The organism is Methylobacillus sp. MM3 (assembly GCF_001645185.1).
Lineage (GTDB): Bacteria > Pseudomonadota > Gammaproteobacteria > Burkholderiales > Methylophilaceae > MM2.
The window spans coordinates 476,151-491,212 of record NZ_LXTQ01000011.1 but is presented as its reverse complement, the minus strand read 5'-3'; the positions used below and the strand labels follow the sequence as shown (position 1 = coordinate 491,212).

The window sequence follows — 15,062 nt, the reverse complement described above, 5'->3', positions numbered from 1 at the left end:
TATTTCACAGCCGGTAAAGAAGTGTCATACCAGGCAGGCCCGTCGTAGTAGACATTAACTTATACTTATCGGGCATAGTCGCCAGAGTATCCGAGATAGCCTTGTATGGTCCAATATTGTAACTGGCAGCATCAGATTGGTAGAACGTGTCATGCAACAGAATGCTCGCATTGGGCATACTCTGGATAATGCCATTCAATTCTCTAAAAACGGATTCATAACTATGGTCACCATCAATGAAGACGAGCGTTCCAGCATCCGGTTTCAACTGATAAAGCTCAATTGCTTTGGAGAGTCCATCCGCTTGGTAAAGCGTAATATTCGCACATCCTTTTACCATGTATCCACGATCAGATCTTGGGTGTTCGATATGATCCAAATCATCTGGCAGATCAACGGAATGAACGTGAAGCGGGATTCCGAAATGCTGGGCGACCTCATAAAAAATCCGGGCTGACTTTCCTATATTTGTACCCCACTCGAATATCTGCTGAGGCTTCAACCGACACACAGTGGCCGTCATCAAGTTTAATTCAGCAATAGGGTAAGGATGGATACCTGCTATCGGCACAAGCTTTTTAATAATGAAGTCGGAAACGACCCAATTATTCACCTCGAACTCGCTACAATTATTATTTAGTGCCGGATCCACATAACTTACACTTTCGACCCTTCGCATTTTGCGCACAATCTTCTGAATAAAATTCATCTATGCTTTTCCAATGATTCTTCAAAAACTTGTTCGTATTGCTCGGAAATTTTCTGCCAAGTAAATCGCTCAGACCAATTACGTTTCCCGCTATCTCCCATATCCTTAAGTTTAGCTTCATGACACATCATCTCAGCCATTTTCTCAGCCAAAACTTTAGGACAAACTCTGGTATAGCCTTTTTCATCTCTTTCTGAAGGACAGATTTCCCCTGATTGAGTCCAGCTACATATTTCCTCAGCATTACCAACTTTAACAGAGAGAAATGGCGTTCCCGCAGCCGCAGATTCAAATAATACCAATGGGGAATATTCAATATTTGAAGCAAAAACAAATAAATCAGAAGTCATGTATGCCTGAATCAACTCCTGTCTAGCAAAGTTTGTTACTAGAACCTTTTTGTTCTTCTCTTTCTGATTGATAGAAGACGCGATTTCTTTAAAACCTGTGGATTTACCAACTTTTACACCAATTTTCCATAGCAATCGCTTTAAGACATGCTTAAAAGCATATTTCACGCCATAAGTCGACACTAACTTAATGAATTTTCTAGGTAAGGAAATTAAATCATTATCTAGTTTTAAACAGTCGTTCCCATTAAGAATTAGCACTGCCTTCTTATCTTTTGTCAGTGCCATCTGTTCAAAAGCATGAGCTAGTTCATGATGTCCCTTCAATCCCGTAAAACTTCCAACAGTGAGAAATACAAAAGCATCCGCTGGAATATCATTGCGTGATCGAAAAGTAATATCCTCCGCCACATTAAATTCACGTTCACTCGCACCATTTGGAATAATCGAAAAATTAGTAATGCCATGCTGCCTGGTAAAATTGATATCCCGATAATCTGAGGCATAGAAAATCAGATGGTCGAACTTTCTGAGTATTTCCGGAATACTAGAAAAATACCCAGCATAAGCAGGCTCCATAAGCCCAGAGAATCCACATGGAATAAACACTTTTGGAATTTTAATCTGGTCTAGCACTGGCCATAGTGCGTCAAATGTCCACTGCTGTGCGGCTTTGATCATCACAACATCAAAATCGCCATTAACAATATATTCGCGATATTTATTCTCTTCACCGAATATACCCCTAACTAAATTACCAGAAACCGCGAACTCCTTAATACAAACTCCATTAAGACTGAAAAAATGTCGATTAGGCAGCTTACTGGTCGCAACTGTTACTTCATGCCCGTTTCCTACCAATCTCTCGGCCACCTGGCGCATGACCTCTTGCACCCCGCCTATGCTAGGGGCGTAAAATTCGCAACAAAATAAAATACGCATTAGTCCAACCTATTTTTGTAATTTTTATAAAACCAACTCCAAGTACACTCTATGCCAGCAGCGAACCCCAACTCAGATTGCCATCCAGAAATTGCGTGCAATTTGCTTGTATCAAGTACGTTTGCTGATACATCAAATGACCTCGGTGAGACATGCGTCACCAAGGGTTTCAACCCACACAATTTTGCATGTATTGATATCTGCTCGATAATTTCCAAATTCGATCTGCCGACAGCACTGCCTGCGTTATAACATTCTCCTGGAATACCAAAATCCAACGCAGCAACCAAGGCCTTTGCAACATCTTTAACATATATGTAGTCTCGAATAGTACCTTGATCCCCAAAAATCTTAACTTCATGACCAGCCAAAATTGAAGCAATAGCAGTAGCTATAAAACCTTGGCCTACAAATGGCTTTTGCCGCTCTCCAAAAGGATTGGATGGACGTACACACACCACAGGAAGACCTCTTAACCTGCAATACATCTGGGCATACTTTTCTAAAGCGAGTTTAGTAATGCCATAAGGGGATATAGGATTAGTCGGATGGGTTTCGGAGATAGGCAAATTCTGAGGTTCACCATAAACAGTGCCCCCAGATGAAACAAACACTAATTTTCTGATAGGCAATGTACTCGCCACATCAAATAGACCTACAGAGCTAGGGAGATTATCAGTAATATCCAATACTGGATTTTCATAGCTTGTTTTTGGCACGCTCGAATAAGCAAGGTCAACCACCTCATCCACACCTTTGAGAGCATCGGATATAAACTCGCGGTTCCTGATATCCCCCTGAAAATACTCGACCTTCTCTGGCAACGATGCCAGTTCCAAGTCACGCCTTCCTACAACGCGTACTACTCTTCCAGAATCAAGCAGTTCATTGACGAGATGGCTTCCGATAAACCCAGCACCACCGATAACACAACAACGACTCATTATTGAGTCACCGAAATGATTCGTCTAGCTACACTCCTTATTTGGCGCTCCAAGCGCTCCCCGAAAAGCTTTCTCACCCAACCGCCTGTTCGATATTGATAATAATGATATTGCAGCATAGTGATCCGCATTTTTATCAGTTGATCCAGTGTGTTCGAAGATACTTCTGACTTTTGGATGATAGATGTGGCTGCATCATTAATTACGTCCTCAATCCGGGAGAAACGAATTCCACGTGGAATTCCCTCATATACGGCATGAGCCAACCTAGAAATTGCAACGACCTCAGGAGATTCAATATCATGACCTGAATACCAAGCAATATTCTCCGCACTAATTTTGATTAGTCGATTCAAAAATGGATTCAATCCAGTGCGTGACATGCTACCGGGGACCTCACGATAGGCTAAAAGCACCTCGGGTAGATTGGCAACCTTGAACTCTCGAGCTACTCGGGACCATAGCTCATAATCTTCCGGCGGCTGCCTGGATTTGTCCTCACAATAACCGCCGACTTGTTCAAAGACACTACGTCTTATCATTACGGAGCTATGAACAAATGGATTATCAAATAACAGATTAAACTTGATTGATGCATCATCCGCCGGATGCTCCAGCAATCTGTTGGTTTTTGTATCACCCACCCAAATTTCAGCACTCGTCCCAACCATACCAATATCAGGATTGGCAATAAGAAATTCTGCTTGTTTCTGCAACCTCGATGGAAATGAAAGGTCGTCCTGATCTTGGCGAGCGATATATGGCGCTTGTGCAGACCGAACAGCGATATTTAAGGTTGCTGCCAAACCGCAATTTGGCTGTTTTATTGCAAGAATACGCTTATCAGAAAAACTGGATATAACATCCCATGAATGATCAACGGACCCATCGTCAATCACGATCAATTCAAAATCAGAGAGGCTCTGCTCCAGCACGCTAAGCATACTCCTCTTAATCCATCGCGCTCCATTGTAGATTGGCAGAACGATACTGACACTAGGACTGGTATTCAGACTCTGCATTTCCACTCTGCATTCAAACCAAAGACTTCCTAAACCAAAAGCAACCACAACCATAACTTTGTGCGGCAACCAATTGAGAGGGCGGATTTACCAGCATGCCATTTGGCGCTTCGCCATCCGGAATTAAAGAAAACTCAACCAAATTCAAATCTTCAAAATAACGAATAAACTCATCGCAGTCGTAGATACGATGTGCATTGAAACAGATGCGCGGTTGCCCAACCGGTACAGCGATGAGTAAATTACCACCTGGTTTAAGTACGCGCACCAATTCACGAATAGCTTTCAGATCGCCATCAGGATCGATCGAATCTCCATATCGTCCAAGGCCAATGTGCTCAAGCACGTGCATGCAGGAAAGCGATTCGACCGAGTTCGCAGGCCAATCCAAATTTGTGACATTTGCCGCCTTGCTTGTTAGTCCTGGCAGTATCAGGGAAGCTGGCCGAAAGTCAAAAAAATCGACAGGGATAAAGGCGGAAACAATAGAGCAAAAGTGCAGAGTGGATGAAATGTCCACATGGCGCTCTGGCCGCGTACCGGCCAGTACATGTGCAGCCCAAGCTGGGTGATAGATATAGTGTCTGTCAAACCCGGTGGATATCGTTGCATCATCCAGGCATGGATATCTATCCTGCCAATGGGGCACCCAATTTCGGCGTAACTGACCGCTGGATTCGACAAACAGGTCGAACTGTCTCTTGAACAAAAGACGTTTCCGCCAAGAATCAAATAAATTTAACACATGATTATACATATGCGCCTTTTTCTCAAGCCCGCGATTACATTCAACCCGTGCGGCGATCCCAGTCGGCCTTATTTACAAAAATTGTATTGATATACGTGTCTGCATACTGCTCATACCCATTGAGTTCCATTACTTTGAAGATATCAAGCACTTTGGTTGCCGTCTTGTTTTGTGAGTAGGTCAAAGTTTCAACGCAAATGACGGAAGGGCGCCACCTGGAAAAATTCCATGCTTCCAGTAATTGCAGATCAAGACCCTCCACATCCAACGAGACGAAGATTGGGGCTTTTTCCGGGAAATATTTTGCAAGCAGCGCATTAATGTGCATCTGGGGAACTTTAACCTCTAGAGTAAGGCGATGTTCTGAATTCTTCTCATAGAGATCTACCGTATTGCTTTGCGTTGTGCTGAGTGTGTCTGCACTCATTTTATAGAATGAAACCTCAGGATCGTGCGTCACTCCAACTGCGCACGCAACACATATATCTTTAGGGCGCAGCTTACGAATAGCTTCTGATAATGTAACGTCAGGTTCAACTAGCACGCCGGTATGACCTTTTTCATATAATCGGTAAGTATTGTTAAAGCACAGCGGATCGTTAGCGCCGAGATCAAGATATGAAATCTCGGAAATACCCATCCATGACAGCACAAAGTCCACAATCAAATCTTCACCCGACTGAGAAAATGAAACCTGCTCGCTATCTCTCTTGCGAGGCCGCAGCCACTTAAAAAAATCCATCATTTTCCTTTTATTATCGAAAACACCAAATTTTTAACAAGCGCACCAGCGATTCCAAATTGACCCAACCGCAATGCAAAATAAATTCCGTCACAAATCTCCGGCGCGGTCAGTCCCTGCGCCAGAGAAAAAAAATGCGCTGAAAGCTTCTTCCATTGCTTATCCGATTCACATTCGCCAAAAAGACTAATATTTTCTTTCAACGAGCGCAGCCGTTGCGCTTCACAATCTCGTGAGAGTTGCTCTGGCGAATCCGAAGTAACATTGATCAGGGCTACGGGCAGATACTTAAATTTACCCTGCGCCTTGCTTAACAAACGAATATAAAAATCGACATCCGATAGCCATGTGTACCTGTAATTGAATGGCACAAACACACTACGGGAGAATGCCACCACGCTGGGTGGTCCTATGAAATTCGCAAAAACGAGATTAGCAGGATTTTTTCTCAATATCTCAACTTGTTCGGTCGTCGCATAGTGCGTGAATAGCTCACTTCCATTGACACTCATTGCTTTACAGGCAGAAAACATAACCAAAGCCTCGCCGCGAACAATCGACTGAATACTCTGAGCTAACCCGTCATCGGTAATAAACCAATCGTCGTGATGGAGTATTTTAATGATCTCGGCACGAGCGTTCGTGATGGAGGCATTCCAGTTACCAATAGCTCCGAGAGGTGTCGGATTCCTTAAATACCGAATTCGGCTATCCTTCAGCAAGTCACTTAGCGCAACTTCAACACTATCGTCACCAGAATCATCGGTGATAACTAATTCGAAGTTACAATTCTTCTGCATTAACACCGACTTCACGGTACGTAACAACGTCTCCGGCTGTTTATACGCAGGTATACACACCGATACCACAGATGTCATATCAACCCCCGGATACGACGCTTGAACCTCGACACCAAAAGCTTAAGAATTTCCACATAGCATCCCCCCGAGCTCCTTGAACCAATCTGTTCAATACTTGGAGTCTCCGTGCCACTTCCAACACGGGCGACTGCCAAAAACTGGTAGGTATAAAGTTCTTTGTCCCGACCGGCCACCACAAATGCAAGCAAGGCACGGAACCAGCCAAAATCAATTAGCTCATTGGCAGACGGAATGCGATTGAGTAACAACACACGCTCTATACTCAGCCCCGAAGAGCGAAGCACTTTTTGCAAAGTCGGAAGCGTAAAAAAACGTAGATGAGTGCTCTCTAAAATGCCCGACTCAACGTAATCAAAGCGTCCACATAATAGGTTAAGCCGAACAGATAAATGCGCCACATTCGGGGTGCTCAACAAAAAGCAAGCACCGGGTTTCGCGCGCGCAACCAAAGCAGCCAGAACCTCATCCGGATAAGCGAAATGCTCAATCACGTCAGCCATGACAAACCAGTCATAACGCTCAATACCGTGTCCATCGAACAATTTTTCGACGCCGTGAGAAAAAAACTGTCGATACGCCTGCACGCCTGTTGTAGTAGTACTGACCGCGGGGTCAATGCCGTCCACGTATACGTTCGGTTTGTTGGCCAGCAGTCGTCCCAGTATCCCTGAACCACAGCCAATATCGAGAACCTCACCTTGATCAATAATCCGACTGATCTGATTGAGAGGATTGCTTTGATCAGCAAGAATCCACTCGCTCAGAGACGGATTCTCTTCGTAGCTGCTCGGCAAGCGACGAAATATACTTGTGATAGTTGCGTCAGGCATACCTTAAGCTACTCCAATGAATAAAATTTAAGTTCGGCCCAAAACAACAAAACTCCATGACTTCATACCCTAGCAACGTCGCCAGAATACACCTGTGCCATCAATCGGAATGATTTCGTCCATAATCCCATGCTGTTTGCGAAAATCTGTAATTGCCTTTTCACAATTCGGGATGCAGTAATCATCAACAATCACATAACCTCCAACAGACAGCTTGGAATAAAGATTATTCAATGCATCCATCGTTGATTCATACATATCGCCATCAAGACGCAATATAGCCAGACGCTCAATAGGTGCCATCGGCAAAGTGTCTTTAAACCACCCCTTAAGAAACCGCACCTGGTCATCCAACAGACCGTAGGCTGCAAAATTTTGCTGCACTGATTCGAGCGAAACGCGCAAGAAATCGTAAACGTGGTGAGTATCGCCAGTATCTGCAGGATATTTATCGGCATTCGGTTTGGGCAACCCCTCAAACGAATCTGCAACCCAGACACTACGATCCGTCGCCCCAAGCGCTTTGAGCATGCCTCGCATGAAAATCACACTACCGCCCCGCCACACGCCCGTTTCGATAAAATCTCCAGGGATGTCATCCGCCACCACCTGCTCAATACAAAACTGCAGATTGTTCAGGCGCTTGAGCCCTATCATCGTATGCGCTACCTCAGGCCAATCTTGACCTAACTCACGTTTATTTGCGTCGAAAAGCGAGGGTTTGACGAGAAATGCATCTGAAGGGAGAAGCCATTTGGCCAACCGTGCCCTTCTCCCGCTCAACTCTACTTGGCTCCACTCTTCGTGACCATGAATCCAGTTTGTCAAAGTTTTCTTCAACAAATCCGCATAGAGGGCACCGCCCTCGCTCAATTTTTTTTGCATGTCAATCATTACCTATTAAAAATTTTGCAAGACAAATCCAAGACTCCCCACCCTTGGAGGCGCTCTATATGCATATGTTTTTGGGGAACACTGACTCTGAACTCCGCGCAATGCTGAACACTATCAAGCGTTTCTCCCTGGAATAACACTGTGGCGCTAATCAGGTATCTGCCAGGTACAAGTGGAACGCTTTCTATATACCATTGTAAATTTATTGAACCTGCACTCACATCCAATGTGAAGTCAATCCAGGAAGAGAGAAAGGTAAAATGGCGAGTACCATCTTCAGAATCAATACCAAACGCAACCTGAATGTCTTTACGGGTTCGCAACTCATCTGCAACAGAAGCCTTCAAACCAACCCGTAACGAATCTCCAACTAGAATTTCGTTTTTGGGTCCGCCTTCAGGCGTTTCGACCCCAACCCATTCTACGTTAACCCCTCCACTACCTCCGCGGCCTGAGTTGTTTTCTACTGAAACATGCTTGCTTGTAGATTGACGTAGATATTCTGACCGAGCGCGGGCAACGTCTCCGTCAAAAATAACCTCTCCTTGACCAAGAACGACTCCTCGATTACAAAATGCAGTAATGGCATCCATGTTATGGCTAACAAACAATACAGTGCGTCCTTCACTTCCAACTTCCTTCATCTTCCCTAAACACTTCTTCTGAAATTGTGCATCACCCACTGCCAAAACTTCATCAACAACCAAAATTTCAGGGTCAAGGTGTGCGGCTACTGAAAATGCCAAGCGCATATACATGCCAGAAGAATAGTGCTTTACCGGGGTATCCAAAAACCTCTCCACATCAGCGAAAGCAACAATTTGATCAAACTTCCGTTTTATTTCGTTATGCCGCATTCCCAAGATAGCGCCGTTGAGATAGACATTTTCACGACCAGTCAATTCTGGGTGGAATCCAGTACCTACTTCCAGAAGACTGGAGATTCTGCCATTGATACTGATTTTCCCAGTGGTAGGTTCAATAATTCTGCTTAATAACTTCAAAAGCGTGGATTTACCGGCACCGTTTCTACCAATAATCCCAATGCGATCTCCCTGCTCAATTTCTAGATTGATATCTTTCAAGGCCCAGAAGGTTTCTCTCGTCAAGTCAGCCGAGATGCTTTTAGTTTTACCAATTTCACGAATCCCTCTCCAAGCACTCGCGGCTTTATTGGTAATGACGTCTCGTAAGGCTACGTATCTTTGCTGCTTTTGATGGCGAAGCTGATACTGCTTCGAAAGGTTTTCAACTTTAATGGCTACAGACATTGCTTTACTCTAGGTTAAGTCTTACAGAAGGTCTGCAAATGTGCGCTCGGTGCGACGGAAGTAACTAAGGCCCGTCATAAAAACAATCAGCGTCAGCACTATAGATGCATACAAGCCGGGTAAATATAATTTGAAGTTGCCCCCCAACAAGGCCCACCTAAACCCATCAATCACACCGACCATTGGGTTAACTGAATATAACAACCTCCATTTCTCCGGCACGATATTGCTACTAAAACCTACCGGAGAAACATACAGTCCAATTTGCACAATAAAAGGTAATATAAAGCGGAAATCTCGGTATTTGATATTTAACGCCGAAAGCCAGAGGCCACAGCCCAATGATGCCATAATGGCTAATAATAAAAAGAACGGAATAGTGATTACCTTCCAATCCGGGAACAGGCCGTAATAGAACATAAAGGGCACAAGCACCAGGAATGAAAGAAAGAAATCAACCAAACAAACAATAATGGCGCTGATAGGAACAATAATTCTCGGGAAATAAATCTTGGAAAGTAAATTTGAATTGGTGACCATACTATTACTGCTTTCAGAAAGTGCCGAGGAGAAAAAAAACCATGGCAACATTCCCGAAAAAACCATTAATGAATAAGGCACACCCTCAGAAGGAAGTTTTGCTAGCTTTCCGAATACCAACGTAAAAACGAGCATGGTCAGGATGGGACGTATCACCACCCATGCAATACCGATGACCGTTTGTTTATAGCGGACCAAAATATCTCGCCATACCAAGAAAAAGAAAAGATCACGGTAACGCCATATATCTAACCAGTAATGACGATCGGCTCGGCCAGCTTCAATTACTAAAGTAAATTGGTTTTCTGAATTCAATGTATTCGCCATATCTTAGACTGCAACCTTTGCATGAATGCTTAGCTGACTCTCCCACTGGTAGGCAGATCTACAAATCAATTCCAGATCATTGTATTTGGGTTGCCAACCTAGTACCTGCCGAATCCGATCTGCATTCGCGATTAAAGACACTGGGTCCCCAGCTCGGCGCTTTTCTTCACAAATGAGGAAATCTACGCCACTTACCTTCTGAACAGTTTCCAGTACAGCTCTCACACTAAACCCATTACCATAGCCGCAGTTGAATGTTGCCGAATCACCTTTTCGCTCAAGATAGGCCAGCGCATCAAGATGTGCCCGTGCAAGGTCATCAACATGGATATAATCACGGATACAGGTTCCGTCTGTAGTTGGGTAATCCGTTCCGAAGATAGACACTGATTCACGCAAGCCGCATGCGGCTTCACAGGTTACCTTGATGAGATGAGTTGCGTTTGGAGTGGCCTGTCCTAGCTTTCCATCTAGTTTGGCACCGGCAACATTAAAATAGCGCAGAGCAACGAATCGAAACTTTTCTTTATGGCTGTCCACAAGATCGCGCAGCATCCATTCAGTAATAAGCTTGGTCGTTCCATAGGGATTGATGGGGGCTGTAGGAACATCTTCGCTAACGAGCACACTATCCGGATTACCGTAAACAGCCGCGGTAGAAGAAAAAATAAATTTATCAACGCCGGATTCTACACAAGCAGCCAACAAATTTGCAGAGGTAGCAACATTATTGAGGTAATACTTCAATGGATTGGATACGGACTCAGGCACCACCATGTGCGCAGCAAAATGGATGACGCTCTGGATATCATATTCCTTAATAACTTCAGCCATCTTTGATCTATCGCCTGCATCAGCCTCAATTAGTTTGGCTTGAGGATGTACAGCCCATCGATGACCCGAATAGAAATTATCAACAACGATTACATTATGCCCGGCCTCAACCAATTGATGCACTGTGTGAGAACCTATATAACCGGCACCTCCTGTTACCAAAACACTCATTTAGCAATCCCCAATATATAATCTTTGTAGGCACGGGAAATGCCATCCATAAGTGTAGTGTCTGCTCGCCATCCTAACGCACTCAAGCTTGCTACATCCATAAGCTTCCTGGGCGTGCCATCTGGTTTCGTAATATCAAATGTCAACTCACCCTGATATCCAACAGTTTGCTTGACCAGTTCCGCAAGATCTTTAATAGAGATATCCTCACCCACACCAACATTGACAAGTGGTGGTGCTGAGGATAATGGGTTAAGAATGGTATTAAATTTCTCATCAGATAGATGCATTAGGTATACACAAGCATCGGCCATATCGTCACTGTATAAAAACTCTCTGCGCGGAATACCAGTTCCCCATACAGTTACGGTTGGTTGATTATTGATTTTCGCTTCGTGGAACTTACGAATCAACGCCGGTAGGACGTGTGAATTATTAAGATCATAGTTATCACCGGGACCATATAGGTTAGTGGGCATTGCAGCCAAATATTGGGTGCCGTACTGGCGGTTATAGCTCCAGCACATCTCGATTCCAGCAATCTTGGCCAGCGCGTATGGACGATTAGTTGGCTCCAACGGGCCGGTGAGCAGGTATTCCTCCTTGATCGGCTGCGGACAATCGCGCGGATAAATGCAGCTGGAGCCGAGAAACAGCAAACGCTTCACGCCTGACCGATAGGATTCATGGATAACGTTGGTCTGGATGGCGAGGTTGTCATGGACAAACTCGGCGGGGTAGGTATTGTTGGCATGGATGCCGCCAACCTTGGCTGCCGCCAGAAAAACATACTCTGGCTTCTCTTTTTCAAAGAAGCGCTGCGTTGCGATCTGATTGGTCAAATTCAGCTCGGCATGGGTGCGGGTAATCAAGTTAGTGTAGCCCTTACTTTCCAGATTTCGCACGAGCGCTGAGCCCACTAATCCGCGATGCCCTGCCACATAGATTTTTGCATGTTTATCCATCAATCAAGCATCCATACTTATTCGTGATAATCAAAAGCGCTGTAACCGTGACGCTTTACCAACTCATCGCGCTCGGCCGATTTCAGGTCTTCTCGCACCATTTCCGACACCAGCTCATTGAAACTGATTTTCGGGGTCCAGCCCAGTTTCTGTTTGGCTTTTGTTGGATCGCCCAATAGCGTTTCGACTTCGGTCGGACGGAAGTAGCGTGGATCGATTTGAACAATACATTTTCCTGCTTCGTTTAAACCTTTTTCTTCTATGCCGTGCCCTTGCCAAGTAATCTTGATACCAAGTTCTCGTGCAGCAGCATTCACAAAATCTCGCACGCTGTATTGAACACCTGTAGCAATAACAAAGTCTTCTGGCTGCTCCTGTTGTAGCATTAGCCACTGCATTTCAACATAGTCTTTAGCATGCCCCCAGTCACGCAAAGCATCCAGATTTCCAAGATACAAACAATCTTGCAGATCTAGCTTAATTCGCGCCAAGGCCCGAGTAATTTTGCGTGTGACAAAGGTCTCGCCACGAACTGGGCTTTCATGATTGAACAAAATGCCGTTGCACGCGTAGATGCCATAGGCCTCACGGTAATTAACCGTAATCCAGTAGCCATAGAGTTTAGCCACTGCATAGGGACTGCGTGGATAGAACGGTGTGGTTTCCTTTTGCGGAGTTTCCTGTACCAGGCCATAGAGCTCGGAAGTAGAAGCCTGGTAGAAGCGCGTTTTCTTTTCCATGCCAAGAATGCGGATTGCTTCCAGGATACGCAGGGTGCCAAGTCCATCCGCATTGGCTGTGTATTCGGGTGTCTCGAAACTCACTGCGACGTGGCTCATCGCAGCCAGATTATAGATTTCATCCGGCTGAACCTGCTGGATAATACGAATCAGGTTGGTGGAGTCGGTCAGATCTCCATAGTGCAATACGAAACGTGCGTTTTTTACGTGGGGATCCTGATACAGATGATCGATACGATCTGTATTGAACAAAGATGCACGACGCTTGATGCCGTGCACGATGTAGCCTTTTTCAAGCAATAATTCTGCAAGATATGCGCCATCCTGACCTGTGATACCTGTTACTAAAGCAACTTTGCTCATTGCGTAATACGCCTTCCATATGTGTCTTCAAAGCGGACAATATCGTCTTCGCCTACATAATCACCACACTGCACTTCAATAATCTGCAATGGAACTGTTTCCGTGTTTTCAAGACGATGATGATGGGTTTTTGGGATATAGGTTGATTCGTTTTCTTCCAAGATGAGTTCACGCTCACCGTTAGTAATTTTGGCGCGACCGGAGACTACCACCCAATGCTCGGAACGATGATTGTGCATCTGCATCGAGAGCTTGGCACCAGGATTGACGGTAATGCACTTGATCTTAAAGTTCGGCCCCTCTTCCAGCACGGTATAAGTACCCCAGGGCCGATGTACGGTAAGATGGGTTTCGGTGAGATGTGGGTGTGTCTGCTGTAATTTGGTGACTAATTGCTTAATGTCTTCGCTACGGCTACGATCGCATATAAGCGTAGCATCAGCAGTTTGAATTACAGCAAGATTACTGACTCCCAGCGTGGCAACTAAACCATCTGTTGCCCAAATCAAACTGTCCTTGGTGTCGATCGACAGTACATTTCCGTGCGTAAGGTTTTTATCATCATCTTTAGATTGATGTTGATAGATAGAATCCCAGCTACCTAAATCGCTCCAACCCATAGCAACTGGAACAACAGCTACGTTTTCAGCCTTTTCGACAATTCCGTAATCCATCGATAAGCTTTCAAGGCTTTGGTAAATGGCCGATAAGTCGTTGCTACCCATGACCTCAAATGCATTAAACATCTCTGGCTGATGCATACGCAGCATTTCCATAAATATGGACGCTTGAAATACAAACATTCCACCGTTCCATAGATATCCATTAGCGACAAATTTCTGAGCATTTTTTTGATCGGGCTTTTCCACGAATCGGCTGACTGCATGCGCCTGTGAAGCGGTTATCAGATCCAGTTTTGCTCCTGGCTGGATATAACCATAACCTGTAGCTGGCTCGGTTGGTGCAAGGCCGATTAAGGTCAAATATCCTTCTTCGGCCGCGGATTCTGCTGATTGCCATGCTTCAAGAAATACATCCTCATTTTCTATGGCGTGATCCGAAGGAAATACGCCAATAATCGCATCAGGGTCGCGTTTGGAAATCTCATGGACTGCCCAAGCAATTGCGGGGAGGGTATTACGAGCTACAGGTTCAGAAAGTACACCTTCTACCAGATTGGCAGACAACTCCGAAAGTTGTCCTTTAACTTCAAATTTATGATCCTGATGAGTAACAGTGAATAGATTGCTTGGGGCTACAAGCTTCAATAAACGTTCAGCAGTTTGTTGCAACAAACTCCGATCACCATTGAGACAAAGTAACTGTTTAGGTCTTAAAGAACGAGACAATGGCCACAATCGCATACCGGAACCACCAGAAAGAATGACTGCGTATCGGGTGCTCATATGGAAGTGCTTTTATCAGCGGGGAGTACTTCACGGCGCAGCTCTTCGATTTCCTGATGCAAGGTTTCATACTCTTGCATCTTGATCTTCAAATACTGGATCGTGACTCTCGCCTTTTCTTCTAAACCTACAGGAGTTAATAAATACATATAGGCAAGTTTATTTTTGTTATTGCGGAAGTTACTCACTTTTAGCAGCCCTTTTTCAATCAAAGCGGTCAAACAATAGTTGACCTTACCAAGACTGATTCCGAGAGTCTGGGCTAATTGCCGCTGTGAAAGCCTTGGATTGCTTTCAAGCAGCTTCAGCAAACGATAGTGTGTAGTTTCATCAAGCATAATCCATGCGTTCAATCAATGAACGCATGGATTAGAACATTCTAG

The 15,062-nt window shown here is 44.7% G+C and carries 16 protein-coding genes; all 16 read right to left on the bottom strand.

Going from position 1 to position 15,062, the window contains the following annotated elements; translation table 11 throughout:
* Positions 1 to 4: 4 nt before the first annotated feature.
* The 16 genes from A7976_RS06620 to A7976_RS06555 all read right to left on the bottom strand — a co-directional run bounded on the left by A7976_RS06620 (position 5) and on the right by A7976_RS06555 (position 15,017).
* A complete protein-coding gene (locus A7976_RS06620) occupies positions 5 to 709 on the bottom strand; it encodes a class I SAM-dependent methyltransferase (protein WP_067108947.1) in 705 nt (234 codons plus the stop codon).
* Positions 706 to 2,001: a glycosyltransferase family 4 protein gene (locus A7976_RS06615; protein WP_067108939.1), complete on the bottom strand. Its 1,296-nt coding sequence runs from the start codon at positions 1,999 to 2,001 to the stop codon at positions 706 to 708. Before A7976_RS06615 ends, A7976_RS06620 begins: the two co-directional genes overlap by 4 nt.
* Positions 2,001 to 2,945: an NAD-dependent epimerase/dehydratase family protein gene (locus A7976_RS14775; RefSeq protein WP_082878021.1), complete on the bottom strand. Its 945-nt coding sequence runs from the start codon at positions 2,943 to 2,945 to the stop codon at positions 2,001 to 2,003. Before A7976_RS14775 ends, A7976_RS06615 begins: the two co-directional genes overlap by 1 nt.
* On the bottom strand, positions 2,945 to 3,967 hold the full coding sequence (locus A7976_RS06610; RefSeq protein ID WP_165601727.1) for a glycosyltransferase family A protein: 1,023 nt from the start codon (positions 3,965 to 3,967) through the stop codon (positions 2,945 to 2,947). Before A7976_RS06610 ends, A7976_RS14775 begins: the two co-directional genes overlap by 1 nt.
* Positions 3,968 to 3,980: 13 nt before the next feature.
* Positions 3,981 to 4,724, bottom strand: a complete 744-nt coding sequence (locus A7976_RS14770) for a DUF268 domain-containing protein (RefSeq protein WP_082878019.1) — start codon at positions 4,722 to 4,724, stop codon at positions 3,981 to 3,983.
* Between the two features lie 31 nt (positions 4,725 to 4,755).
* Positions 4,756 to 5,460: an FkbM family methyltransferase gene (locus A7976_RS06605; RefSeq protein ID WP_082878018.1), complete on the bottom strand. Its 705-nt coding sequence runs from the start codon at positions 5,458 to 5,460 to the stop codon at positions 4,756 to 4,758.
* The gene (locus A7976_RS06600; protein WP_067108933.1) at positions 5,457 to 6,335 is read right to left on the bottom strand and encodes a glycosyltransferase family 2 protein; all 879 of its coding nucleotides are present in this window, start codon (positions 6,333 to 6,335) and stop codon (positions 5,457 to 5,459) included. Before A7976_RS06600 ends, A7976_RS06605 begins: the two co-directional genes overlap by 4 nt.
* Positions 6,332 to 7,168: a bifunctional 2-polyprenyl-6-hydroxyphenol methylase/3-demethylubiquinol 3-O-methyltransferase UbiG gene (locus A7976_RS06595; protein ID WP_067108930.1), complete on the bottom strand. Its 837-nt coding sequence runs from the start codon at positions 7,166 to 7,168 to the stop codon at positions 6,332 to 6,334. The genes A7976_RS06600 and A7976_RS06595 overlap by 4 nt, the downstream gene beginning before the upstream one ends.
* Before the next feature lie 69 nt (positions 7,169 to 7,237).
* Positions 7,238 to 8,053, bottom strand: a complete 816-nt coding sequence (locus A7976_RS06590) for a TylF/MycF family methyltransferase (protein WP_205633462.1) — start codon at positions 8,051 to 8,053, stop codon at positions 7,238 to 7,240.
* An 8-nt stretch (positions 8,054 to 8,061) separates the two neighbouring features.
* A complete protein-coding gene (locus tag A7976_RS14955) occupies positions 8,062 to 9,333 on the bottom strand; it encodes an ABC transporter ATP-binding protein (RefSeq protein WP_088178390.1) in 1,272 nt (423 codons plus the stop codon).
* Positions 9,334 to 9,354: 21 nt separating this feature from the next.
* Positions 9,355 to 10,200: an ABC transporter permease gene (locus tag A7976_RS06580; RefSeq protein WP_205633461.1), complete on the bottom strand. Its 846-nt coding sequence runs from the start codon at positions 10,198 to 10,200 to the stop codon at positions 9,355 to 9,357.
* Positions 10,201 to 10,203: 3 nt separating this feature from the next.
* Entirely contained in the window at positions 10,204 to 11,205 is a 1,002-nt protein-coding gene (galE, locus tag A7976_RS06575) for a UDP-glucose 4-epimerase GalE (RefSeq protein WP_067108924.1), read from the bottom strand.
* Positions 11,202 to 12,170 carry a GDP-L-fucose synthase gene (locus A7976_RS06570; protein WP_067108921.1) on the bottom strand — a complete coding sequence of 323 codons (969 nt, stop codon included), beginning with the start codon at positions 12,168 to 12,170 and terminating at the stop codon, positions 11,202 to 11,204. The genes galE and A7976_RS06570 overlap by 4 nt, the downstream gene beginning before the upstream one ends.
* A 17-nt stretch (positions 12,171 to 12,187) precedes the next feature.
* Positions 12,188 to 13,273 carry a GDP-mannose 4,6-dehydratase gene (gene gmd / locus A7976_RS06565; RefSeq protein ID WP_067108918.1) on the bottom strand — a complete coding sequence of 362 codons (1,086 nt, stop codon included), beginning with the start codon at positions 13,271 to 13,273 and terminating at the stop codon, positions 12,188 to 12,190.
* A complete protein-coding gene (locus A7976_RS06560) occupies positions 13,270 to 14,679 on the bottom strand; it encodes a mannose-1-phosphate guanylyltransferase/mannose-6-phosphate isomerase (protein WP_067108915.1) in 1,410 nt (469 codons plus the stop codon). The genes gmd and A7976_RS06560 overlap by 4 nt, the downstream gene beginning before the upstream one ends.
* Entirely contained in the window at positions 14,676 to 15,017 is a 342-nt protein-coding gene (locus A7976_RS06555) for a MarR family EPS-associated transcriptional regulator (protein WP_067108912.1), read from the bottom strand. The genes A7976_RS06560 and A7976_RS06555 overlap by 4 nt, the downstream gene beginning before the upstream one ends.
* Between the last annotated feature and the right edge of the window lie 45 nt (positions 15,018 to 15,062).

What these genes read in the sequence shown, in the direction of transcription:
- A7976_RS06620 (WP_067108947.1), bottom strand. Translation starts at nt 709, where the DNA reads ATGAATTTTATTCAGAAGATTGTGCGCAAAATGCGAAGGGTCGAAAGT.
- A7976_RS06615 (WP_067108939.1), bottom strand. Translation starts at nt 2,001, where the DNA reads ATGCGTATTTTATTTTGTTGCGAATTTTACGCCCCTAGCATAGGCGGG.
- A7976_RS14775 (WP_082878021.1), bottom strand. Translation starts at nt 2,945, where the DNA reads ATGAGTCGTTGTTGTGTTATCGGTGGTGCTGGGTTTATCGGAAGCCAT.
- A7976_RS06610 (WP_165601727.1), bottom strand. Translation starts at nt 3,967, where the DNA reads ATGCAGAGTCTGAATACCAGTCCTAGTGTCAGTATCGTTCTGCCAATC.
- A7976_RS14770 (WP_082878019.1), bottom strand. Translation starts at nt 4,724, where the DNA reads ATGTATAATCATGTGTTAAATTTATTTGATTCTTGGCGGAAACGTCTT.
- A7976_RS06605 (WP_082878018.1), bottom strand. Translation starts at nt 5,460, where the DNA reads ATGATGGATTTTTTTAAGTGGCTGCGGCCTCGCAAGAGAGATAGCGAG.
- A7976_RS06600 (WP_067108933.1), bottom strand. Translation starts at nt 6,335, where the DNA reads ATGACATCTGTGGTATCGGTGTGTATACCTGCGTATAAACAGCCGGAG.
- A7976_RS06595 (WP_067108930.1), bottom strand. Translation starts at nt 7,168, where the DNA reads ATGCCTGACGCAACTATCACAAGTATATTTCGTCGCTTGCCGAGCAGC.
- A7976_RS06590 (WP_205633462.1), bottom strand. Translation starts at nt 8,053, where the DNA reads ATGCAAAAAAAATTGAGCGAGGGCGGTGCCCTCTATGCGGATTTGTTG.
- A7976_RS14955 (WP_088178390.1), bottom strand. Translation starts at nt 9,333, where the DNA reads ATGTCTGTAGCCATTAAAGTTGAAAACCTTTCGAAGCAGTATCAGCTT.
- A7976_RS06580 (WP_205633461.1), bottom strand. Translation starts at nt 10,200, where the DNA reads ATGGCGAATACATTGAATTCAGAAAACCAATTTACTTTAGTAATTGAA.
- galE (WP_067108924.1), bottom strand. Translation starts at nt 11,205, where the DNA reads ATGAGTGTTTTGGTAACAGGAGGTGCCGGTTATATAGGTTCTCACACA.
- A7976_RS06570 (WP_067108921.1), bottom strand. Translation starts at nt 12,170, where the DNA reads ATGGATAAACATGCAAAAATCTATGTGGCAGGGCATCGCGGATTAGTG.
- gmd (WP_067108918.1), bottom strand. Translation starts at nt 13,273, where the DNA reads ATGAGCAAAGTTGCTTTAGTAACAGGTATCACAGGTCAGGATGGCGCA.
- A7976_RS06560 (WP_067108915.1), bottom strand. Translation starts at nt 14,679, where the DNA reads ATGAGCACCCGATACGCAGTCATTCTTTCTGGTGGTTCCGGTATGCGA.
- A7976_RS06555 (WP_067108912.1), bottom strand. Translation starts at nt 15,017, where the DNA reads ATGCTTGATGAAACTACACACTATCGTTTGCTGAAGCTGCTTGAAAGC.